19 protein-coding genes, 4 tRNA genes and 1 pseudogene are annotated in these 20,061 nt (G+C 59.2%); 19 read left to right on the top strand and 5 right to left on the bottom strand.

What is annotated here, in order from left to right; genetic code table 11:
* Nucleotides 1-70 precede the first annotated feature (70 nt).
* Nucleotides 71-553: a glutathione peroxidase gene (locus tag ACVBEG_RS19005; protein ID WP_219061655.1), complete on the top strand. Its 483-nt coding sequence runs from the start codon at nt 71-73 to the stop codon at nt 551-553.
* Between the two features lie 19 nt (nt 554-572).
* On the opposite strand, the gene ACVBEG_RS19000 is transcribed toward ACVBEG_RS19005, so the two are convergent.
* The gene (locus tag ACVBEG_RS19000) at nt 573-2,903 is read right to left on the bottom strand and encodes a response regulator (protein WP_322180888.1); all 2,331 of its coding nucleotides are present in this window, start codon (nt 2,901-2,903) and stop codon (nt 573-575) included.
* A gap of 86 nt (nt 2,904-2,989) precedes the next feature.
* Here ACVBEG_RS19000 and ACVBEG_RS18995 point away from each other — a divergent pair, with 86 nt between their 5' ends.
* Nucleotides 2,990-3,880, top strand: coding sequence for an ATP-binding protein (locus ACVBEG_RS18995; RefSeq protein WP_322180886.1), 891 nt, complete (start codon nt 2,990-2,992; stop codon nt 3,878-3,880).
* Entirely contained in the window at nt 3,877-4,362 is a 486-nt protein-coding gene (locus tag ACVBEG_RS18990) for a GAF domain-containing protein (RefSeq protein WP_322180884.1), read from the top strand. The genes ACVBEG_RS18995 and ACVBEG_RS18990 overlap by 4 nt, the downstream gene beginning before the upstream one ends.
* Nucleotides 4,363-4,444: 82 nt before the next feature.
* Here ACVBEG_RS18990 and ACVBEG_RS18985 read toward each other — a convergent pair whose 3' ends face one another.
* A complete protein-coding gene (locus ACVBEG_RS18985; RefSeq protein ID WP_322180882.1) occupies nt 4,445-5,203 on the bottom strand; it encodes a hypothetical protein in 759 nt (252 codons plus the stop codon).
* A gap of 277 nt (nt 5,204-5,480) precedes the next feature.
* Between ACVBEG_RS18985 and ACVBEG_RS18980 the strand changes: the two genes are divergently transcribed.
* The 4 genes from ACVBEG_RS18980 (at nt 5,481) to ACVBEG_RS18965 (ending at nt 5,890) form a co-directional block, all read left to right on the top strand.
* Nucleotides 5,481-5,556, top strand: a tRNA-Glu gene (locus ACVBEG_RS18980).
* A 2-nt stretch (nt 5,557-5,558) separates the two neighbouring features.
* Nucleotides 5,559-5,634: transfer RNA gene (locus ACVBEG_RS18975), tRNA-Gly, on the top strand.
* A gap of 101 nt (nt 5,635-5,735) precedes the next feature.
* Nucleotides 5,736-5,811 (top strand) — tRNA-Glu (locus ACVBEG_RS18970).
* Between the two features lie 3 nt (nt 5,812-5,814).
* Nucleotides 5,815-5,890, top strand: a tRNA-Gly gene (locus ACVBEG_RS18965).
* 130 nt (nt 5,891-6,020) lie between these two features.
* Here ACVBEG_RS18965 and ACVBEG_RS18960 read toward each other — a convergent pair.
* Both ACVBEG_RS18960 and ACVBEG_RS18955 read right to left on the bottom strand, forming a co-directional pair.
* Nucleotides 6,021-6,431: a PA2817 family protein gene (locus ACVBEG_RS18960; protein ID WP_219061650.1), complete on the bottom strand. Its 411-nt coding sequence runs from the start codon at nt 6,429-6,431 to the stop codon at nt 6,021-6,023.
* A 74-nt stretch (nt 6,432-6,505) separates the two neighbouring features.
* Nucleotides 6,506-8,953 carry an acyl-CoA dehydrogenase gene (locus tag ACVBEG_RS18955; RefSeq protein ID WP_322180878.1) on the bottom strand — a complete coding sequence of 816 codons (2,448 nt, stop codon included), beginning with the start codon at nt 8,951-8,953 and terminating at the stop codon, nt 6,506-6,508.
* A 260-nt stretch (nt 8,954-9,213) separates the two neighbouring features.
* Between ACVBEG_RS18955 and ACVBEG_RS18950 the strand changes: the two genes are divergently transcribed.
* From ACVBEG_RS18950 to ACVBEG_RS18940, 3 genes are all read left to right on the top strand, one after another.
* On the top strand, nt 9,214-9,837 hold the full coding sequence (locus tag ACVBEG_RS18950) for a glutathione S-transferase family protein (RefSeq protein ID WP_323565946.1): 624 nt from the start codon (nt 9,214-9,216) through the stop codon (nt 9,835-9,837).
* 133 nt (nt 9,838-9,970) lie between these two features.
* Entirely contained in the window at nt 9,971-10,903 is a 933-nt protein-coding gene (locus ACVBEG_RS18945; RefSeq protein ID WP_322180873.1) for an ABC transporter ATP-binding protein, read from the top strand.
* The gene (locus tag ACVBEG_RS18940) at nt 10,900-11,691 is read left to right on the top strand and encodes an ABC transporter permease (protein ID WP_322180871.1); all 792 of its coding nucleotides are present in this window, start codon (nt 10,900-10,902) and stop codon (nt 11,689-11,691) included. Before ACVBEG_RS18945 ends, ACVBEG_RS18940 begins: the two co-directional genes overlap by 4 nt.
* 79 nt (nt 11,692-11,770) lie before the next feature.
* On the opposite strand, the gene ACVBEG_RS18935 is transcribed toward ACVBEG_RS18940, so the two are convergent.
* Nucleotides 11,771-12,286 carry a DUF2062 domain-containing protein gene (locus tag ACVBEG_RS18935; protein ID WP_322180869.1) on the bottom strand — a complete coding sequence of 172 codons (516 nt, stop codon included), beginning with the start codon at nt 12,284-12,286 and terminating at the stop codon, nt 11,771-11,773.
* Nucleotides 12,287-12,423: 137 nt separating this feature from the next.
* Between ACVBEG_RS18935 and ACVBEG_RS18930 the strand changes: the two genes are divergently transcribed.
* The 9 genes and pseudogenes from ACVBEG_RS18930 to ACVBEG_RS18890 form a co-directional block, all read left to right on the top strand.
* Nucleotides 12,424-14,640 (top strand): DNA internalization-related competence protein ComEC/Rec2, encoded by a 2,217-nt coding sequence (locus ACVBEG_RS18930; RefSeq protein WP_447108187.1) that lies wholly within the window; start codon nt 12,424-12,426, stop codon nt 14,638-14,640.
* A gap of 83 nt (nt 14,641-14,723) precedes the next feature.
* The gene (locus ACVBEG_RS18925) at nt 14,724-15,359 is read left to right on the top strand and encodes a MotA/TolQ/ExbB proton channel family protein (RefSeq protein WP_322180865.1); all 636 of its coding nucleotides are present in this window, start codon (nt 14,724-14,726) and stop codon (nt 15,357-15,359) included.
* Nucleotides 15,356-15,787 (top strand): ExbD/TolR family protein, encoded by a 432-nt coding sequence (locus ACVBEG_RS18920; RefSeq protein WP_323569283.1) that lies wholly within the window; start codon nt 15,356-15,358, stop codon nt 15,785-15,787. The genes ACVBEG_RS18925 and ACVBEG_RS18920 overlap by 4 nt, the downstream gene beginning before the upstream one ends.
* Nucleotides 15,787-16,800, top strand: coding sequence for a tetraacyldisaccharide 4'-kinase (lpxK, locus tag ACVBEG_RS18915; protein ID WP_322217418.1), 1,014 nt, complete (start codon nt 15,787-15,789; stop codon nt 16,798-16,800). Before ACVBEG_RS18920 ends, lpxK begins: the two co-directional genes overlap by 1 nt.
* Before the next feature lie 26 nt (nt 16,801-16,826).
* Nucleotides 16,827-17,012: a Trm112 family protein gene (locus tag ACVBEG_RS18910; protein WP_058437370.1), complete on the top strand. Its 186-nt coding sequence runs from the start codon at nt 16,827-16,829 to the stop codon at nt 17,010-17,012.
* Nucleotides 17,009-17,773, top strand: coding sequence for a 3-deoxy-manno-octulosonate cytidylyltransferase (kdsB, locus tag ACVBEG_RS18905; protein WP_322217415.1), 765 nt, complete (start codon nt 17,009-17,011; stop codon nt 17,771-17,773). Before ACVBEG_RS18910 ends, kdsB begins: the two co-directional genes overlap by 4 nt.
* A complete protein-coding gene (murB, locus tag ACVBEG_RS18900; protein ID WP_330201742.1) occupies nt 17,773-18,798 on the top strand; it encodes a UDP-N-acetylmuramate dehydrogenase in 1,026 nt (341 codons plus the stop codon). The genes kdsB and murB overlap by 1 nt, the downstream gene beginning before the upstream one ends.
* 267 nt (nt 18,799-19,065) lie before the next feature.
* A complete protein-coding gene (locus tag ACVBEG_RS18895) occupies nt 19,066-19,536 on the top strand; it encodes a (2Fe-2S)-binding protein (protein ID WP_219061639.1) in 471 nt (156 codons plus the stop codon).
* A gap of 62 nt (nt 19,537-19,598) precedes the next feature.
* A pseudogene (locus ACVBEG_RS18890) lies at nt 19,599-20,030 on the top strand (molybdopterin cofactor-binding domain-containing protein); the annotation flags it as partial.
* Nucleotides 20,031-20,061 lie beyond the last annotated feature (31 nt).

Below are 20,061 nucleotides of genomic sequence, written 5' to 3'. Positions count from 1 at the left end.
TGAATTAGATTGCGCGCAATTAAATTGCGCACTATGTTTCCCCCACACTCCAGCCTTTGAGGGCTTTGCCATGAGCGAAAATTTACTGTCCATTCCGTGCACGACCATCAAGGGCGAGCAAAAGACGTTGGCAGATTTTGCTGGCAAGGCCGTATTGGTGGTCAACACCGCGAGCAAATGCGGTTTCACCCCCCAATACAAAGGCCTGGAACAGCTTTGGCAGCGTTACAAGGACCGAGGTTTGGTGGTGCTGGGCTTCCCCTGCAATCAGTTCGGCCATCAGGAGCCGGGGAACGAAGGGGCTATTTCCGAGTTTTGTGAATTGAATTTCGGGGTCAGTTTTCCGCTGTTCAAGAAAGTCGATGTCAATGGCAGCGACGCTCACCCATTGTTCGTCCAGTTGAAAAAACAGGCGCCGGGCCTGCTGGGCTCGAAACGCATCAAGTGGAATTTCACCAAGTTTCTGATTGGCAAGGACGGCAAGCTGGTCAAACGCTTTGCACCCCTGACCAAGCCAGAGGATCTCTCCAGCGAAATCGAAGCATTGCTGTAGGGCGCAGGCAGGCCGGTGTCTACAGAGGGGCTCCGCCAGGGGCGACGGGCAGCCACTTGTCCAGCAGGCTGATCAGTTCTTCGCGGCGGAAGGGTTTGGCCAGGTAGTCACTCATGCCCGCCGCGCGACAGTGTTCGCGTTCTTCGGGCATGGCGTTGGCCGTCAGGGCAATGATCGGCAGCTGTTGCCAACGCCCGGACTGGCGAATCTGCCGACTGGCTTCGTAGCCATCCATCACCGGCATGTTGCAGTCCATCAGCACCAGATCGAAGGTCTGATGCTCAAGCCGTTCGAGCGCATCGGCACCATGCCCGCTGACAACCACCTCGCAGCCGAGTTTGCTGAGGATGCCCTTGGCCACCAGTTGATTGACCGGATTATCCTCGACCAGCAGGATTCGCGCTCTGCGCGCCGTTGCCTGATTCCCGAGCGACAGTTCGCGGTGGCCGGATTCGTCTGCGTGCAGCACCCGTCGCAAGGTCTGGTACAGCGCATTGCGTGCCAGCGGGCGGGCTTGTTGTTGCAGGGGTTCGAGGGCTATGACTTGGTCGCGGGGCATGAAGTTACCGTATGCCGTGATCAGCAGGATCGGTGCTTTGATCGCGGGACGCAGGCCGAACAGACATTCCGGACAGTCGGTGATCAGCAGGTCGGGTTCAAGGCCATAAAGGCTGTCTCCGATACTATAGCGCCGGTATGCGATGCCCCAGCTGGGCAGCAGGCTGCTCAGCAACTCCGCCAAGCCGCTGCTTGCAGGACTGACGACAATCACTTGCCCTTTGATCGGTGCGAACACCTGTGCCGGGGCGTAGCTGGGCAGGGGTAGCTCGGCGCTGAACTGGCTGCCGAAACCGACTTGAGACTCAATGCTCAGATAGCCCTTCATGGCACCGCATAGATTGTGGGTCAGTGCCAGGCCAAGACCTGTGCCACCAAACTGCCGGGTGATACCCGCTGCAGCCTGCATGAACGGTTGGATGATTTTTGCCTGGGCGTCATGGGCGATGCCGATGCCGGTGTCGCGGACTTCGATCCGTACGCCGTCAGCGTGGGTGCTCAGGCGCACATCGACGCGGCCAAGGCGGGTGAATTTCAATGCGTTGGACAGCAGGTTGCTGACGATTTGTCGAACCCGGGTGGGATCGCCGAGTACCAATGCCGGGAAGTGCGGATCAATCAGGCAGGTCAGCTCGACGCTGGGTGCTGCGTTTTGCGACAGCAGGTTGGCGGTGTCCTCGATTAGAGCACCCAGGTCGAAGGGGATATGCTCAAGCTCCAGCTGGCCGGCATCAAACTTCGACAGGTCGAGAATATCGTTGAGCAACTCCACCAGTACCTTGCCCGAGTCATGCGCAATGGACAGCTGTTGACGCTGTTCGGCGTTGAGGGGGCTGTCCAGAGACAGCGCGAGCATGCCCAGCAGGCCGTTGAGCGGAGTGCGGATTTCGTGGCTCATGTTGGCCAGGAAGGCTGAGCGCGCCTGGGCCATGTCCAAAGCGGTGCTGCGCGCTATCTGCAGTTCCTCGTTGGACTGGCTGAGCCGGGTATTACTGGCTTTGAGTTCGGTCGTCCGTGCTGAAACGATGTTTTCCAGCTCGCTCAGGTGGTCGGTGAGGCGGTTTTCTGCCGTCCGGCGTTGGGCGAGTTCGCTGGCTATTGTTTCAAGCTGCTCATTGGCGACTTGCACCAAAACGCCAATCTCGTCCTGCTCATGACACGGCGGGCACGGTAACCGGGTTTGCTCGGGGCTGTGCGGGTCGCTACGGCTCAGTGCGCGGATCACTCCCACCAGTGGCTTGGTCAGGGTGAAATAAAACATCGCTAATAAAATGCCGCTCAGCAGCAGGCTGCGGGCAAACCCGTTGATCAGGGTGATTTCGGCCCGTTGCAGGAAGTGGCTGCCAAACGCGAAGGTGTCGACATCCAGGTGCAAGGTGCCGATCGAGTCGTTGGGCATGTGGTTCAGGTGCAGGATATCTTCGAACTGGCGGCTTTCGCCAAAAAGAAAGTCGCTGATCATCCGGTAGCGACTCTCCGCCCGTGGGCGTTCGACGTCGGCAAGCACCACATTATTGTTGTCGCTGAGCTTCGCGCCCATGATGGCGGGGGAGCGCAGCAAGCCCTGGGTCAGTTCCTGAGCAAGTTCGGCGTCAATGTTGTAAGCGATTCGCGAGGCGGGGTTGTGACTGATTTCCAGCAGGGAGCGAATTTCGCGATCGATGGAGGCGTCTTCGCTGGCATAATCGAGGGTGATTTGAATCAGGCTAAGCACGGTTCCCAGCGCGAAACCGACCAGCACTGTCAGGCGCGCTTGCTTGAACGACAGACGGTTGGTGAACGATATATCCATGGGGTAAAGCCATTCCTCGTGTTTCTTCGCCGGGAAATCATAGCCGATCAGGCCTTGCCTTTATTCAGTTTAATTAAGGAGACACCGTGGACTCTCGGTTAAATGCATTTCTCGAACGCGCCGATGCGGTGCTGGCCCGTCTGGAGCCGCTATTGCCGGCACCTCGTCGTCCCGTCGACTGGGCGCACTCCCTGGCCGCGCGTTGGGTGCAGGAAGGTCGCAGTGGTTACTTGATGCCACTCCACGTCAGCCTGGACACACGCTTGTCTGACCTGATCGGTGTCGATAAACAGCGCGATCAACTGGCGCGCAATACCCGGCAGTTCATTGATGGTCTGCCGGCCAACCATGCGTTGCTCTGGGGCTCGCGAGGGACCGGCAAGTCATCGCTGGTCCGTGCATTGTTGGCTGAAAATCATCAGTGCGGTTTGCGTCTGATCGAGATTGAGCGCGATCACCTGGGCGATCTGCCTCGTGTGGTGGAGCAATTGCAGAAATTGCCTCAGCGCTTCGTACTGTTTTGCGATGACCTGTCGTTCGAAGCGGGCGAGAGCGATTACCGCGTGCTCAAGAGCGTGCTGGACGGTTCGCTCGAACAGGCGCCGGACAACGTGCTGTTGTACGCCACGTCCAACCGTCGCCATCTGGTGCCGGAGAAGGAAAGCGATAACGAAAACTGGCAGCGGGTCGACGGCGAGCTGCACCCCAGCGAGGCGGTGGAAGACAAGATTGCCTTGTCTGACCGTTTTGGCCTGTGGCTATCGTTCTATCCCTTCACTCAGGAACACTTTCTGAGCGTGGTCGAACACTGGATTGGTCAATTGGCGTCAGCGTCGGGCCTTGAGTGGCAGCGCGATGAGGCACTGGATATCACGGCGGTCCGTTGGGCGACCGGGCGCGGTAATCGCAACGGTCGTTGTGCTTATCAATTTGCGCGTTATTGGGTAGGGCTAAAATTGTTGGAGCAACAAGCATGATCGATTTACAAAACACCGGCGCTGGCCTGAACGGCTACGGCTTGCTCGCCGCACAGTTGGAGTCGTTGCTGGCGGACGAGCGTGACTTCATTGCCAATGCCGCACAGTTTTCTGCTTTTTTGTTCAGTCAGCTTGATGACCTGAACTGGGCTGGCTTCTATTTGGCGCGCAACGAAGAGTTGGTGTTGGGACCTTTTCAGGGGCAAATCGCCTGCGTGCGAATCCCGTTCGGCCGTGGCGTTTGCGGCGCGGCGGCCGCGACCCGCAAGACTCAGCGGGTCGAAGATGTCCACGCGTTCGACGGGCATATCGCCTGCGACAGCGCATCGAACAGCGAGCTGGTGGTGCCATTGGTCAAGGGCGGGCGATTGATTGGTGTGCTGGATCTGGACAGCCCAAGTGTTGGGCGCTTCTCCGAGCAGGATCAGGCAGGCATGGAACAGTTGGTGGCCATCTTTCTCAGGCTGACCACGTGCGATTGATTGCCTGATGGTGTGGCGGTTGCAGAGTCGGTGAGTTTATCGGCAGACAGGCTTTGCGCCTGTCTGCCTTGTTGTCATAGCCTCAGTCGTAGACCACTTTCTTTTTCCAGTCGCCGTCTGCTTCGACAGTCTTCAATCCGTCGGTCAATTCGTTTACTTCGCCTTCGGCAGGCGCGGTATTGGTCAATACCATTGAGTTCGCGCGGGCCAGCATGCTTTCCATGTACCGGAGTTGTTCCTGATAAACGGCTGGGTCAGGCTGTTTACGCAGGTACTGCACGCCGCGTTCGAACGCCAGTCGCGCCTGACCGGGCTGCTCGTGGGAGAACGCCTGTTGCCCCAGGTTATTGAAGAACTCGATGTGCAGCAGCACCAGAATATTGCGGATTTCCTTGATCCAGTACTTGGCTTCGTTGGTAGGCAAGAAGCCATCGTGTGCGGCGCGTGTCACCTGGCCGTGTATGGCTTCTAATAGAAAGCGCACGTCCTTGGCCTTGGCTTCGGTCAGGATCGGGCCGGGTGGGTTGCTGATCGGGATCGCGTCGCCCTGATTCACCAGTGTCGCGAGTTCATCTATACGTGCCTTGAGCGCGCTGTTGCCCTTGTTCAGAGCGAGCAGGCGCTGGTTCACGTTCAGTTCCAGACGCGTCAGTAGCAGCTTGAGAGCGGGCGTCATCAACTGGCCGGGAAAAGTTTCGGTGATCTCTCCGCAGCGGCGCAGACGATCATTCAGCTCGACCTTAAGGCGAGCCTTTTCCAGCTTCTTGTTTTCGGATACGTGGTTGAGGAAGCCGATGGCAATCAGAATGACGATGCCAGCGACTATCAGCAGGGTGATCATGAGTGGTGTCACCGTTGAAACCTCATTCGGGTAGTTTGTGTCGAGTGTAGTGGTTAAGCATTTTTGCCGATAGGTGTAACGGTCGTTCGTCAAACTAACGGCGTGGTAATTCAGGCGCCTGTGCGTGTGGGCCAAGATATCAATGCGCGGGGAAGTCGTTGATTTAGATATATTTATAGATGGGGGTTGACGACTTGCCCCAGCATCCATAGAATGCGCGCCACTTACAGCGTAAAGCACACAGCGAAACGCAGATAAGTAGTGAAGTTGTACGTGTGTCCCCTTCGTCTAGTGGCCTAGGACACCGCCCTTTCACGGCGGTAACAGGGGTTCGAGTCCCCTAGGGGACGCCATTGCGGGAATAGCTCAGTTGGTAGAGCACGACCTTGCCAAGGTCGGGGTCGCGAGTTCGAGTCTCGTTTCCCGCTCCATTTTTAAGCAGTCTTGCTTTCGGGCAGGGCTGGTGAAACCAGGGCACGGTCTTCGGATCATGTTTTGGACACTGGAACATACCTAGTATGTTTCGGGCAGCGTCCCCTTCGTCTAGTGGCCTAGGACACCGCCCTTTCACGGCGGTAACAGGGGTTCGAGTCCCCTAGGGGACGCCATTTGCGGGAATAGCTCAGTTGGTAGAGCACGACCTTGCCAAGGTCGGGGTCGCGAGTTCGAGTCTCGTTTCCCGCTCCATATACAAACAAAAACGCCGCTCATTGAGCGGCGTTTTTGTGTGTGCGTTTTTTGGTGTGGCCCCGGGAGCTGACGTGTAACTACGCGTCAGCTCATTGCGGGTGGGCGCTCAAAGGTGAAGGCCGATCAATCAGTGCCTGCTGTCTTGTAGCGAGAGCGCCATCAGTTGTTTTTCCTGATTCCAGTCGAACGGTTCTTCATTCTGCTCGGCTTCGTAGCGGCGTTCTTCGAGTGCCTGATACAGGTCGATCTCATCATCGGGCATGAAGTGCAGGCAGTCGCCAGCGAAGAACCACAACAGATCGCGGGGGACCAGGTGGGCAATTTGCGGGTAGCGCTGAATGACCTGGCAGAGCATTTCCTGGCCCAGGTATTGGCTTTCGATGGGGTCTTGCGGCAATAGCGCGACCAGTTCGTCGAAGCGCTCCATGAACAGCTCATGGCTTTCTTCGGGAACTTGTTCGGCCTCGCCAAGGGCGACCAGGATGCTGCGCAGGTGCGCGAGCAGGGCAAGTTGGTGGTCGAGCGTGGCGTCGGCCATGATGGAGTCCTCTAAAGCAAAAACGGGCGCACGAGTATAAAGCCCTGTGCGCCCGCTGTCTTACCTCTGGTCAACTAGCGAGTCTTGCCCTCGGCCAGCGTCAGTTCCTCTTTATCGAAATCATCGACATCGATCACTGTGCGCCGCGCCGCCTCTGCCACGCGTAGCGTTTGTGCTTCGGCCGGTAGCAGCACGCCGACGCTCAGGGCGGCATCGATAACGTGCTCACCTGCCGCCGGTTTCAACTGACCGCTTTTCAGTGCGTGGTGCAGCTTTTGTTGTAGCGGTTGGCTGGCTTTCAGCAAGTCACTGGCGTGTTGCAGGGCGCCGACCGGATCATCTATCGATTGCGGGCGATAGCAGCCAGCAAGCAGTTCTTCCAGGGCCGGATCTCCTTTGGCGCGACCAATCACTTCGGCGACCTCGGCATCCAGTGCATCCGATGGCCCGGTGTGCCGACGACCGAACGGGAACACCACCACACGCAGCAGGCAACCCATTACTCGACTCGGGAAGTTGCTCAGCAGCTCATCCAGTGCGCGCTCGGACTCGCCAAGGCTTTCCTCCATCGCCCAGCGAAACAGGGGGCGCATGTGGTCGGGCGAATCGAGGTCGTGGTAACGCTTGAGCGCGGCGGAGGCCAGGTACAGATGGCTCAGCACATCGCCGAGACGGGCAGACAGCCGTTCCCGCCGTTTGAGCTCGCCGCCCAGGAGCATCATGCTCAAGTCGGCCAGCAGGGCAAAAGCGGCGGCCTGGCGATTCAGTGCGCGGAAGTAACCCTGGCTCAGGCTGTCTCCCGGTACTGTCTCGAAACGTCCAAGGCCAAGGTTGAGAATGAAGGTACTGGCTGCGTTGCCGACCGCAAAACCGATGTGCTTGAGCAGCAGGCCATCGAACTCCACCAGCGCGCGTTCGTGATCCTCGCGGCCGGCCAGGGCCATTTCCTTGAGCACGAACGGATGGCAGCGAATCGCGCCCTGACCGAAGATCATCAGGTTGCGCGAAAGGATGTTGGCGCCTTCTACGGTGATGAAGATTGGCGCCCCCTGCCAGCTGCGGCCCAGATAGTTGTTCGGGCCCATGATGATGCCCTTGCCACCGTGCACATCCATGGCGTGGCTGATGCATTCACGGCCACGTTCGGTCAGGTGATATTTCAGGATCGCCGACAACACCGAGGGTTTTTCCCCCAGGTCCACGGCGTTGGCGGTGAGCATCCGCGCGCTGTCCATCAGCCAGGCGTTGCCGCCGATCCGCGCCAGGGCTTCCTGGATACCTTCGAAAGCCGACAGCGGCACATTGAACTGTTCACGCACCTGCGCATATTGCCCGGTGACCAGGCTGGTGAACTTGGCTGCGCCAGTGCCGACCGCAGGCAGGGAGATTGAACGACCCACCGACAGGCAGTTCATCAGCATCATCCAGCCTTTGCCGAGCATGTCCTGACCACCGATCAGGAGGTCCAGGGGGATGAACACGTCCTTGCCGCTGTTGGGGCCGTTCATGAACGCGGCGCCCAGTGGCAGGTGGCGGCGCCCGATTTCCACGCCGGGGGTATCGGTCGGGATCAGCGCCAGGCTGATGCCCAGGTCTTCCTTGTCGCCGAGCAAGTGCTCAGGGTCGAATGCCTTGAACGCCAGACCCAGCAAGGTGGCGACCGGGCCGAGGGTGATGTAGCGTTTTTCCCAGTTCAGGCGCAGGCCGATGACTTCTTTGCCTTGCCATTGGCCTTTGCAGATCACCCCGGTGTCCGGCATGGCGCCGGCATCAGAGCCCGCCAGCGGGCCGGTCAGGGCGAAACACGGAATGTCGTCGCCGCGTGCCAGGCGTGGCAAGTAGTGATTGCGTTGTTCGTCCGTGCCGTAATGCAGCAGCAATTCGGCAGGGCCGAGGGAGTTGGGCACCATGACCGTGGACGCCAGGTCGCCGCTGCGGGTGGCCAGTTTCATCGCCACTTGGGAGTGAGCGTAGGCCGAGAAACCTTTGCCGCCATATTCTTTGGGGATGATCAGGGCGAAGAAGCCGTGCTGCTTGATGTGTTCCCAGGCTTCAGGCGGCAAGTCCATTGACTGGCCGATCTGCCAGTCACTGACCATCGCGCACAACTCTTCGGTAGGGCCGTCGAGGAACGCCTGTTCTTCTTCTGTGAGCTGGACTTTGGGGTAGGCCAGCAGCGTGTTCCAGGCGGGGCGACCGCTGAACAGTTCACCGTCCCACCAGACGGTGCCCGCGTCGATGGCGTCGCGCTCGGTCTGCGACATAGGTGGCAAGGTTTTCTTGAACCATGAGAACAACCGCGCAGTGAGGTACGTGCGGCGCAGATCTGGCAGGGCCAACGGCACTGCGACTGCCAGCCACAACACCCAGAGCACTACCAGCAGCCAACCCGGCGCGTGGCTGAAGGCGCCCATTGCCAGCAAAAAGACAGCGACCACACCCAAGCAGGGCAGGGGTGCGACGCGTCGGTGGGCCAGATAAGCAACCCCGACCACCAGAACCAGTATCCACAACAACAGCATAGGTAATCCTCCGTGACGACAGCGGCAAAAAATCCGCGATCAAGAGCTTAGTCGGCATCAGGTGAAGATGGCGACAACAGCGAGTGCATCGATAGTGACCACCCGGCCGTGGCGGAGTTCGCCGGGCATGAACTCGGTTTCAGCTCCAGCCCAGAGATGCAGGCGATCAATTTCTATAATAGATCGCTGGATTTAGAGGGGCGTGCTCGGATTAAACTGATGCACGATTGAGTCATCACGGGTTTGACAAGGGGAATGGCATGCTGAAAATCTGGGGTCGGAAAAACTCGTCCAACGTGCGCAAGGCGCTGTGGTGTGCAGAAGAGGTTGCGGTGCCGTATGAAGCCATTGATGCCGGTGGCGCATTTGGCATTGTCGATCAACCCGAATACCGGGCGATGAACCCCAATGGCCGGATCCCGGTCATTGAGGATGATGGTTTCGTACTCTGGGAATCCAACGCCATCGTGCGCTATCTCGCCGCTCGTTATGCGCCGGGCTCGGCCATGTACCCTGACAGCCTGACCGCGCGGGCGTCGGCGGACAAATGGATGGATTGGACCACCTCAACGTTTGCCGACCCCTTCAAGAGCGTGTTCTGGGGCGTGTTGCGCACCCCGGCGGATCAGCAGGACTGGGTGCAGATCAACGGTGCGATCAAAACGTGTCAGGCGTTGCTGGCCGTCGTCGACGACACGTTGGCCAAACAGCCTTACTTGTCCGGAGAGGCGTTGGGGATGGGCGACATTCCCTTGGGCAGCTTTATATATGCCTGGTTCGAGATGCCGATTGAACGCCCCGCGATGCACCATCTTCAAGCCTGGTATGAGCGCTTGAAAGCGCGGCCGGCCTATCGAAAAGCAGTGATGACCGCGTTGAGTTAATACTGACTATCAACACATGTCGCTGTACTTGCGCGGCGTTGCCAAGCACCATTGTCCGGTTGGCCGCAGTTGTTATTGATTGCGCTCGACCTTATTTATTCTTCCTTCCCCCTTCTTGGTGCGTATTTCAGATATGAGTTCCGCTCTGTCCATCCGGCAGCTAACCAAAACCTACGGCAACGGTTTCCAGGCCCTGAGTGGTATCGATCTGGATGTCGCTGAAGGTGATTTCTTCGCATTGCTCGGCCCCAATGGCGCCGGAAAATCCACCACCATCGGCATCATCTCGACCCTGGTCAACAAAACCAGCGGTACAGTGAATATCTTTGGTCATGACCTGGATCGCGAGCCCGCAGCGCTCAAGCGGTGCATCGGTGTGGTGCCGCAGGAATTCAATTTCAACCAGTTCGAAAAGACGTTCGACATTGTGGTAACCCAAGCCGGGTACTACGGTATCCCACCCAAAATCGCCAAAGAGCGGGCCGAGCAATACCTGACTCAACTGGGCTTGTGGGACAAACGCGACGTGCCATCGCGTGCGTTGTCCGGCGGCATGAAGCGCCGTCTGATGATCGCTCGGGCGTTGATCCACGAACCGCGTCTGTTGATTCTTGATGAGCCGACGGCGGGCGTGGACATTGAGCTGCGTCGCTCAATGTGGACCTTCCTCACCGAGCTGAACGAGAAAGGCATCACCATCATCCTCACCACGCACTACCTGGAAGAGGCTGAGCACCTGTGCCGTAATATCGGGATCATCGATCACGGCGTCATCGTCCAGAACATGGGCATGAAGCAACTGCTGAATACGCTGCACGTCGAGACGTTTTTGCTTGATCTGAGGGATGCGTATCAGGTGGCGCCGACCTTGATTGGTTACCCGGCGAAGTTGGTCGACAGCCATACCCTGGAAGTGCAAGTGGACAAGACCGTTGGCATCACCGCGCTGTTCGGTCAGTTGGCCGCGCAGAAAGTCGAAGTGCTGAGCCTGCGTAATAAAACCAATCGCCTTGAGGAGCTGTTCGTTTCTCTGGTGGAAAAAAACCTGGCGAAGGTGGCGGTATGAGTTCCAATCCTGGCTCCGAGCTGCGTCCCAACCTGATTGCCCTGCAAACCATCGTCTATCGCGAGATCCGTCGTTTCACCCGTATCTGGCCGCAAACGTTGCTGCCGCCAGCGATCACCATGGTGTTGTACTTCGTAATCTTCGGCAACCTGATCGGCCGGCAGATTGGCGACATGGGTGGCTTCACCTACATGCAGTACATCGTGCCGGGCCTGATCATGATGTCGGTGATCACCAACTCCTATGGCAACGTTGTGTCGAGCTTCTTCGGCGCCAAGTTTCAGCGTTCGATCGAAGAGTTGATGGTCTCGCCGGTCTCGCCGCACACCATTCTGATCGGCTACACCCTTGGGGGCGTACTGCGCGGTTTGATGGTGGGCCTGATCGTGACCCTGTTGTCGATGTTCTTTACTGACCTGCAGGTCCATCACTTGGGGATCACGATAGTGGTGGTCGTGCTGACGGCAACGATTTTCTCGCTGCTGGGCTTCATCAACGCCGTCTTTGCGCGCAACTTCGACGATATCTCGATTATTCCGACCTTCGTCCTGACGCCGTTGACCTACCTGGGCGGGGTGTTTTACTCGATCAACCTGCTGCCGCCGTTCTGGCAGACCGTGTCCATGGCCAACCCGGTGCTGCACATGGTCAACGCCTTCCGTTACGGCATCCTGGGTGTGTCGGACATCCGCATCAGCATCGCCCTGACGTTCATGGTCGTGGCGACCGTTATTTTGTACCTGGGCTGTGCGCGTCTGCTGATCAGCGGGCGCGGGATGCGTCAGTAGGCTTCCTCTGTACAGGCGGTGTACTCAATCCGTGGAAGCGAATTTATTTGCCCCCACGGATTGCGTCAGCCTGACAGCTTCACTTCCTCTTCTCCCTCCGCAAACGCCACTGCCTGCTGACCCACCAGCGCCAATACAGCTGGGTCAGGCCGTATGCCAGTGTGCCAAATACGATGCCTGTCACTACAGAGCCCAGCAAGAAGGGCTGCCACAAGGTTGATAACTGCCCGCTGATCCACTCCCAGGACAGTTCAGGCGGCAGGTGGCGTGGTGGCAATTGCATCAGCCAGGCACCGATCCGGTACGTGCAATAAAACACCGGAGGCATCGTGACTGGATTGGTCAGCCAGACCAGGCTGACGCCAATCGGCATATTGCCGCGCACCGCGATGGCCAGCATGGCCGCCAACAACATCTGCAAGGGAATGGGCATAAATGCTGCGAACAGCCCGATGCCCATCGCACGCGAGACGGAGTGGCGATTGAGGTGCCAGAGGTTCGGATCATGCAGAAGACGACCGAGAAAACGTAAGGATTTGTGTTCCCTGATGCGGGTCGGGTCAGGCATGTAGCGTTTGAATAGACGACGCGGCATAGGGGGTCTCGTCCCGGGTGTGTGGGTCAGTATGCCTAGATTCTGCCTACATCAAATTCAGACTTTGTGACAATTAATAAAAGCGGGGTCTGGCAGGGTGCGCTAATCCAAGGGGTGGACTTCTCAAGGACAGACTTATGCGCACAGGGATGGTGGCGCTCGCGCTGGGTCTTTTGGCTATTCGTTTCATGCCGGCATTGCCACCGTTTTGGCTGTTGCTGTTGACGCCCGTCTTGGCGCTGATGCTGTTGCCGTTTCGAAGTTATCCGCTGGCGTTTTTTCTGTTCGGCTTCAGTTGGGCGTGTGTGTCGGCGCAATGGGCGCTGGATGATCGCCTGCTGCCTCGACTCGACGGCCAGACGCTATGGGTGCAAGGCAAGGTGGTCGGCTTGCCGCAGTCGAGTGACGGCGTGGTGCGTTTTCAACTCGACGGTGCGCAATCACGTCGTGCCCGGTTGCCTGAGCACATGCGTCTGGCGTGGTACGGCGGCTCTGGTGTGCGCAGCGGCGAGCACTGGCGGCTGGCGGTCAAGCTCAAGCGTCCGGCGGGCCTGATTAATCCTGATTCATTCGACTACGAAGCCTGGTTGTTGGCGCAGCGCATTGGCGCGACCGGTACCGTGGCGGATGGGCAATTGCTCGCGCCTGCGCGTTCAGCTTGGCGCGATGCGGTGCGTCAGCGGTTGCTGGCAGTCGATGCACAAGGACGTCAAGGCGGGCTGGCGGCGCTGGTGCTGGGCGACGATTCAGGGCTGACGCCGGCTGATTGGCAAGTGCTGCAGGACACCGGCACTGTGCATCTGCTGGTGATCTCGGGCCAGCATATCGGGTTACTGGCCGGGTTGATTTACGCGCTGGTCGCCGGGCTGGCGCGTTGGGGGCTGTGGCCGCGCCGTTTGCCGTGGTTGCCCTGTGCGTGTGGCCTGGCGTTTGCCGCAGCGCTCGGTTACGGCTTGCTGGCTGGTTTTGAAGTGCCGGTGCGCCGAGCCTGCACGATGATCGGTATGGTCCTGCTCTGGCGTCTGCGCTTCCGTCACCTGGGTGTGTGGTGGCCCTTGTTGTTGTCACTCAACGCGGTACTGGTCGTCGAACCGCTGGTCAGTTTGCAACCCGGTTTTTGGTTGTCCTTTGCCGCCGTCGCGATCCTGATTCTGGTATTCAGTGGTCGGCTGGGCGCCTGGAGCTGGCTGCAAAGCTGGACCCGTGCGCAATGGTTGATCGCCATCGGGTTGCTCCCGGTAGTGCTCGCGTTGAACCTGCCGGTCAGTCTCAGCGGGCCATTGGCCAATTTGCTCGCGGTGCCATGGATCAGCGTCGTCGTGTTGCCGCTGGCGCTGCTCGGCACTGTGTTATTGCCGGTGCCCGGTATTGGCGAGGGTTTGCTGTGGCTGGCTGGAGGTCTGCTGGGGTGGCTGTTTCAGGGGTTGGCGTGGGTCGCTGGGTGGGTCCCGGCCTGGATCGGCAGTGCGGTGCCGTGGTGGGCGTGGTGGCTGAGCATGCTTGGCGGCGTCTTGTTGCTGCTGCCCAAGGGCGTGCCATTGCGTCTGTTGGGCTGGCCGCTGTTGCTGCTGTGCGTGTTCCCGCCAGTGAAGAGCGTGCCCTATGGTCAGGTCGAGGTGATGCAGCTGGATGTGGGACAGGGCCTGGCGATTGTGTTGCGGACGCGCCAGCACACGCTGTTGTATGACGCAGGCCCGCGCTTCGGTGATTTCGATATTGGCCAGCGCGTGGTGCTGCCGTCGATACGCAAGACCGGCGTACGCCAGCTCGATTTGATGTTGATCAGTCATGCGCATGCCGACCATGCGGGTGGGGCGCAGGCCGTCTATAAAAGCTTGCCTGTTGCCCGCGTACTGGCTGGCGAGGTAGCCAAGTTGCCGCCACTCTTGCAGGCTCAGTCCTGTCAGAACGGTGAGCAATGGCAGTGGGATGGTGTGCATTTCTCGACCTGGCGCTGGGAACACGCGACAGAGAGTAACGAGGCTTCCTGCGTACTGCGGGTCGAGGCCAATGGTGAGCGTTTGTTGTTGACTGGCGATATTGAAGCCGGAGCCGAACGTGCCGTGCTCGACAGCGGGTTCGATGTTCGCGCGCATTGGTTGCAGGCGCCGCATCATGGGAGCCGCAGTTCCTCATCCACGGCGTTTCTCAAGGCGGTGGCGCCTGAAAGAGTATTGATCTCCCGTGGGCGCAACAATGCGTTCGGGCACCCGCACCCACAGGTAATGGCGCGCTATGCAGCCTTGGCCGTGCAGCCTTATGACAGCGCCGAACTGGGCGCGATTCGTCTGCAACTGGGGGTATTCGGTGAGGCGCAAGGAGAGCGTGCCCGACGGCGCTTCTGGCGCGATTGATCAGGGCGGTTATTCATCGCGGGGTTCGGCGTGCGGGCGGCCCTATGGTAGAGTGACGCCACTTTTTTCAAGGGGTCGTCACTGTGTGGGAACTGGTCAAATCAGGCGGTTGGATGATGCTGCCAATCATTCTGAGTTCCATCGCTGCTGTCGCGATCATTATCGAGCGGCTCTGGACGTTGCGTGCCAGCCGCATCACCCCGCCGCATTTGCTCGGTCAGGTGTGGCGCTGGATCAAAGACAAGCAACTTAACAGCGACAAGCTCAAAGAGCTGCGCGCCGACTCACCGCTGGGCGAGATTCTCGCGGCGGGTCTGGCGAACTCCAAACATGGTCGCGAGATCATGAAAGAGTGCATCGAAGAGGCTGCGGCGCGGGTCATTCATGAACTCGAGCGTTACCTGAGTGCGTTGGGCACCATTGCTGCCATGGCGCCGTTGCTCGGTTTGCTGGGGACGGTGCTGGGCATGATCGATATCTTTGGTTCGTTCGTGAACTCAGGCATGACTACCAATGCGGCGATACTGGCTGGCGGTATATCCAAAGCGCTGATCTGTACCGCTTCCGGCCTGATGGTCGGTATTCCTGCCATCTTCTTCCACCGGTTCCTGCAAAGTCGGGTCGATGAACTGGTGGTGGGCATGGAGCAGGAAGCGATCAAGCTGGTCGAAGTGGTGCAGGGCGACCGTGACGTCGATCTGACCGAGGGTAAAGCGTGAAATTCCGCCGCCGTAAACCGCGGGAGATCATCGACATCAACCTCGTGTCGTTGATCGACGTGGTGTTTATCCTGCTGCTGTTCTTCGTTGTCACCACCACGTTTACCCGTGAGACCCAGTTGCGTGTCGAATTGCCGCAAGCGGTCACCGGCACTCCGGAAGCCGATTCAGAACTTAAACACCTGGACATCGCAATCAGTGCCGATGGCGTCTATTCGCTGAATAACCGGTTGCTGCCCAAGAATGATCTGCCAACGCTGATCGACGCGCTGCAGAAGGAGTCGGCTGGTGATACGACACTGCCGCTCTCGATCAGCGCCGACGGAAAAACCCCTCACCAAGCCGTTATCACAGCGATGGATGCAGCGGGCAAGCTGGGTTTCAGCCACCTGCGCATGACCACCGTCGAGGCGCCAACGGCTAACTGATGGCGCTGACCGACCGTTTACTCAATGCCTGGTACACCGGCCATCCTGCGCTTGGCCTGCTACGCCCGCTGGAATGGGTGTACCGGCGAGTGGTGCAGAAAAAACGGGCGCGCTTCCTGGCCGGTGAAGGCGACATCTATAAGGCGTCGGTCCCGGTGCTGGTGGTGGGTAACGTCACGGTGGGCGGTACAGGTAAGACGCCGATGATCCTGTGGTTGATCGAGCACTGTCGCAACCAGGGTCTGCGGGTCGGGGTGGTCAGCCGGGGGTACGGCGCTACACCGCCGAGTTTCCCGTGGCGGGTCCGTGTCGGGCAAAGTGCCAGCGAAACCGGTGACGAACCGTTGTTGATCGTGCAGCGCAGCGGCGTAGCCCTGATGATCGACCCGGACCGCAGTCGCGCCGTGCGTGCCTTGCTCGATGCCGAGCCGCTGGACCTGATCCTGAGCGACGATGGCCTGCAACATTATCGCCTGGCCCGGGATCTGGAACTGGTATTGATCGATGCCGTTCGCGGCCTGGGTAATCGCCGCTGCCTGCCCGCAGGCCCCTTGCGCGAACCGATGGAGCGCCTGAATAGCGTCGATGCGGTGCTTTATAACGGCGCCGTCAGCGACCGCGAGGACGGCTTCGCATTTGTTCTCAAACCCACCGCCCTGGTCAACCTGCGCAGCGGCGAGCGTCTGCCGCTGGATCACTTTCCGGCCGGACAAGCGCTGCATGCGGTGGCCGGAATTGGCAATCCACAACGTTTCTTCAACACCCTCGAAGGGCTACACTGGCAGCCTGTTCCCCACGCGTTCGCCGATCACGCAGTCTACAGTGCGCAGGCGTTGACGTTCACACCGTCGTTGCCGCTGATCATGACCGAGAAGGATGCCGTGAAGTGCCGGACCTTCGCCGCTGACGATTGGTGGTATCTGGCTGTGGATGCGCAGCCTTCAGCCGCCTTCGTCAGTTGGTTCGATTCGCAGTTGTTACGCCTGTTGCCCATTTCGCCACTTTCTCCGTAAATAACAGCAACATCACAGGATTTTTTATGGACACCAAATTGCTCGACATCCTCGCTTGCCCGATCTGCAAAGGGCCGCTCAAGCTCAGCGCCGACAAAACCGAGCTGATCAGCAAAGGCGCTGGCCTGGCCTATCCGATTCGTGATGGCATTCCGGTGATGCTGGAAAGCGAAGCGCGCACCCTGTCCACCGAAGAGCGTCTGGATAAATGACTGCAGCGTTCACGGTTGTTATTCCGGCGCGTTTCGGCTCCAGCCGTTTCCCCGGCAAGCCCCTGAAAATGATCGCTGGCAAGCCGATGATCCAGCACGTCTGGGAACAGGCGCGTAAAAGCAGCGCTGAGCGCGTGGTAGTGGCCACTGATGATGCGCGCATCGTCGAGGCTTGCCGTGCTTTTGGCGCCGAAGTGCTGCTGACCCGTGACGACCACAACTCCGGTACCGACCGCCTGGCCGAAGTCGCCGCTCAACTGGGCCTGGCGCACGACGCCATCGTGGTCAACGTGCAGGGTGATGAGCCGATGATCCCGCCTGCGGTGATCGATCAAGTGGCGGACAACCTGGCGGCACACCCGGAAGCGCGGATGTCGACCCTGGCCGAACCGATCGACGATGTGGCCAGCCTGTTTAATCCGAACGTGGTCAAAGTCGTGGCTGATCTCAATGGCCTGGCCCTGACGTTCAGTCGCGCACCATTGCCGTGGGCGCGTGACGCCCTGGCCAAGGATCGCGATCAGTTGCCGGCCGGCGTCCCGTATCGCCGACATATCGGGATCTACGCCTACCGTGCGGGTTTCCTTCACGACTTCGTCAGTTGGGGCCCGTGCTGGCTGGAAGATACAGAGAGCCTGGAGCAACTGCGTGCCCTGTGGCATGGCGTGCGTATTCACGTCGCCGATGCAGTGGAAGCGCCGCCAGCCGGTGTCGACACCGCTGAAGACCTTGAGCGCGTGCGCCGCTTGCTGGAGGTTTGATGGCCTTGCAGGTGCAGTCCGCGGTTTCCCTCAAGCCGTTCAACACCTTTGGCGTGGACGTGAGCGCCAAAGCGTTCGCCGAAGCCCACAACGACGATGAGGTGCGCCAGGCATTGGCGTTTTCGGCTGAACACGGGCTGCCATTGCTGGTCATTGGCGGCGGCAGCAATCTGTTGCTGACGGCCGATATTCAGGCACTGGTGCTGCGCATGACCAGTCGCGGCGTTCGTCTACTTGCCGACGATGGCGAGCAGGTCATCGTGGAAGCCGAGGCGGGTGAGGCTTGGCATCCCTTTGTGCTGTGGAGCCTTGAGCAGGGCCTGTCCGGCCTGGAAAACCTCAGCCTGATTCCTGGCACCGTGGGCGCTGCGCCGATGCAGAACATTGGTGCCTATGGTGTCGAAATCAAGGATGTATTCCACAGCCTGACTGCGCTGGACCGCCAGACAGGTGAGCTGCGTGAGTTTTCCCTTGGCGACTGCGCTTTCGCTTACCGCGACAGCGTGTTCAAGCGCGACACGGGGCACTGGGTGATTCTGCGCGTGCGCTTTTTACTGAGTCGCGCGGCGCACCTGCATCTGGAATACGGGCCTGTACGTCAGCGTCTGGATGAACAGGGCATCGTTCAGCCGACGCCCAAGGATGTCAGTCTGGCGATCTGTGCGATCCGCAGCGAAAAACTGCCGGACCCGGCCGTCTTGGGTAATGCGGGCAGTTTTTTCAAAAATCCATTGGTACCCGCTTCATTGGCAGCTGAACTGAAGCGCCAATATCCGGGTCTGACTGCTTATCCACAGGCTGATGGTCAAGTGAAGCTGGCTGCGGGCTGGCTGATCGAGCACGCGGGGTGGAAAGGGTATCGCGACGCGGGCAACGGGGCGGGGGTACATCGCCTGCAGTCACTGGTGTTGGTCAATTATGGCAACGCCACCGGGTTGCAGCTGCTGAACCTGGCGCAACGTATTCAAAATGACATTGCCCAGCGCTATAACGTGCAATTGGAAATGGAGCCGAACCTTTACTAAGGTTCGGTTGTTTTTAGGGCTATTCTCTACCCTCGCTTTGCTCCTGTTTCATTAGAACCATCAGAATCCCTGAGGCGGACTCGTTCGCTTAAACGCTTTTTAGTTAGCTTGCTATCGATGTAAGGCGAGCGACTTGTTGATGCATCCGAACCGAGGGGCTGTGCGACACGGTCCTGTATTAGCCTGAGCCGATCTGCCTCAGCCAAAGAGCTGAATCCAGAGAAAGATCGCTCGTCTCGAACCCCTGATAAATAGGCGGCGTGCTCCATGATTACCCTGAATCTCAATGGCAAAGATCACCAATTGGATGCGACTGACGATATGCCACTGCTGTGGGCTATCCGGGACATCGCGGGTTACACCGGGACCAAATTCGGCTGTGGCATGGGCGTGTGCGGTGCCTGCACCATCCACATCAATGGTGAGCCGGCGCGCTCATGTGTCACCCCGATTGGCAGCGTGGTCGGTCAACCGGTCACCACCATCGATAACCTGCACAGCGATCCGGTCGGTCAAGTGGTACAGCAAGCCTGGCTCGATAATGGCGTGGCCCAATGCGGCTTCTGTCAGGGTGGGCAAATCATGTCCGCGACCGCCTTGCTCAAGAGCAATCCGGCACCTAGCGATGCCCAGATTGAAGACTATATGGCTGGCAACATCTGCCGTTGCGGTACCTATAACCGGATCAAAACCGCGATCCATCAGGCCGCGACTCACCTGAAGGAGGCCAAGGCATGAGCCAGTCCCTGAACGATTTCGCCCTGAATAATTTGAGCCGTCGCGGCTTCCTTAAAGGTGTCGGCGCAACCAGCGCACTGGTACTGGCTGCCAGTTGGGGTTGGCAGGATGCTTTCGCCGATGAGAAGAAGTTCGGCGCCGACGGCATGCCGCACGGCTGGATCGATGACCCGAAGGTCTACGTCAGCATCGACGCCGACGGCACTGTGACGGTGACGTGCAACCGTTCCGAAATGGGTCAGGGTATTCGCAGCAGCCTGAGCATGGTGGTCGCGGACGAACTGGAAGCCGATTGGACGCGGGTCAAGGTCAAGCAGGCACCCGGCGACGAGGTACGCTTCGGCAACCAGGACACCGACGGTTCGCGCAGCATGCGCCACTGGTATGAGCCTATGCGCCGCTGCGGTGCTGCCGCGCGGACCATGCTCGAACAAGCCGCTGCCGATCAATGGAAAGTGCCATTGGCCGAATGCCACGCGCAGCTGCATAAAGTTATCCACAGGCCGACAGGCCGTGAGTTGGGCT

Source organism: Pseudomonas sp. GG8, assembly GCF_052976945.1.
This window is presented reverse-complemented; position numbering and strand designations above follow the sequence as displayed.

Excerpts from the sequence above, each read along its gene's own strand:
- ACVBEG_RS19005 (WP_219061655.1), top strand. The coding sequence starts at position 71 with ATGAGCGAAAATTTACTGTCCATTCCGTGCACGACCATCAAGGGCGAG.
- ACVBEG_RS19000 (WP_322180888.1), bottom strand. The coding sequence starts at position 2,903 with ATGGATATATCGTTCACCAACCGTCTGTCGTTCAAGCAAGCGCGCCTG.
- ACVBEG_RS18990 (WP_322180884.1), top strand. The coding sequence starts at position 3,877 with ATGATCGATTTACAAAACACCGGCGCTGGCCTGAACGGCTACGGCTTG.
- ACVBEG_RS18985 (WP_322180882.1), bottom strand. The coding sequence starts at position 5,203 with ATGATCACCCTGCTGATAGTCGCTGGCATCGTCATTCTGATTGCCATC.
- ACVBEG_RS18960 (WP_219061650.1), bottom strand. The coding sequence starts at position 6,431 with ATGGCCGACGCCACGCTCGACCACCAACTTGCCCTGCTCGCGCACCTG.
- ACVBEG_RS18955 (WP_322180878.1), bottom strand. The coding sequence starts at position 8,953 with ATGCTGTTGTTGTGGATACTGGTTCTGGTGGTCGGGGTTGCTTATCTG.
- ACVBEG_RS18950 (WP_323565946.1), top strand. The coding sequence starts at position 9,214 with ATGCTGAAAATCTGGGGTCGGAAAAACTCGTCCAACGTGCGCAAGGCG.
- ACVBEG_RS18945 (WP_322180873.1), top strand. The coding sequence starts at position 9,971 with ATGAGTTCCGCTCTGTCCATCCGGCAGCTAACCAAAACCTACGGCAAC.
- ACVBEG_RS18940 (WP_322180871.1), top strand. The coding sequence starts at position 10,900 with ATGAGTTCCAATCCTGGCTCCGAGCTGCGTCCCAACCTGATTGCCCTG.
- ACVBEG_RS18935 (WP_322180869.1), bottom strand. The coding sequence starts at position 12,286 with ATGCCGCGTCGTCTATTCAAACGCTACATGCCTGACCCGACCCGCATC.
- ACVBEG_RS18930 (WP_447108187.1), top strand. The coding sequence starts at position 12,424 with ATGCGCACAGGGATGGTGGCGCTCGCGCTGGGTCTTTTGGCTATTCGT.
- lpxK (WP_322217418.1), top strand. The coding sequence starts at position 15,787 with ATGGCGCTGACCGACCGTTTACTCAATGCCTGGTACACCGGCCATCCT.
- ACVBEG_RS18910 (WP_058437370.1), top strand. The coding sequence starts at position 16,827 with ATGGACACCAAATTGCTCGACATCCTCGCTTGCCCGATCTGCAAAGGG.
- kdsB (WP_322217415.1), top strand. The coding sequence starts at position 17,009 with ATGACTGCAGCGTTCACGGTTGTTATTCCGGCGCGTTTCGGCTCCAGC.
- murB (WP_330201742.1), top strand. The coding sequence starts at position 17,773 with ATGGCCTTGCAGGTGCAGTCCGCGGTTTCCCTCAAGCCGTTCAACACC.
- ACVBEG_RS18895 (WP_219061639.1), top strand. The coding sequence starts at position 19,066 with ATGATTACCCTGAATCTCAATGGCAAAGATCACCAATTGGATGCGACT.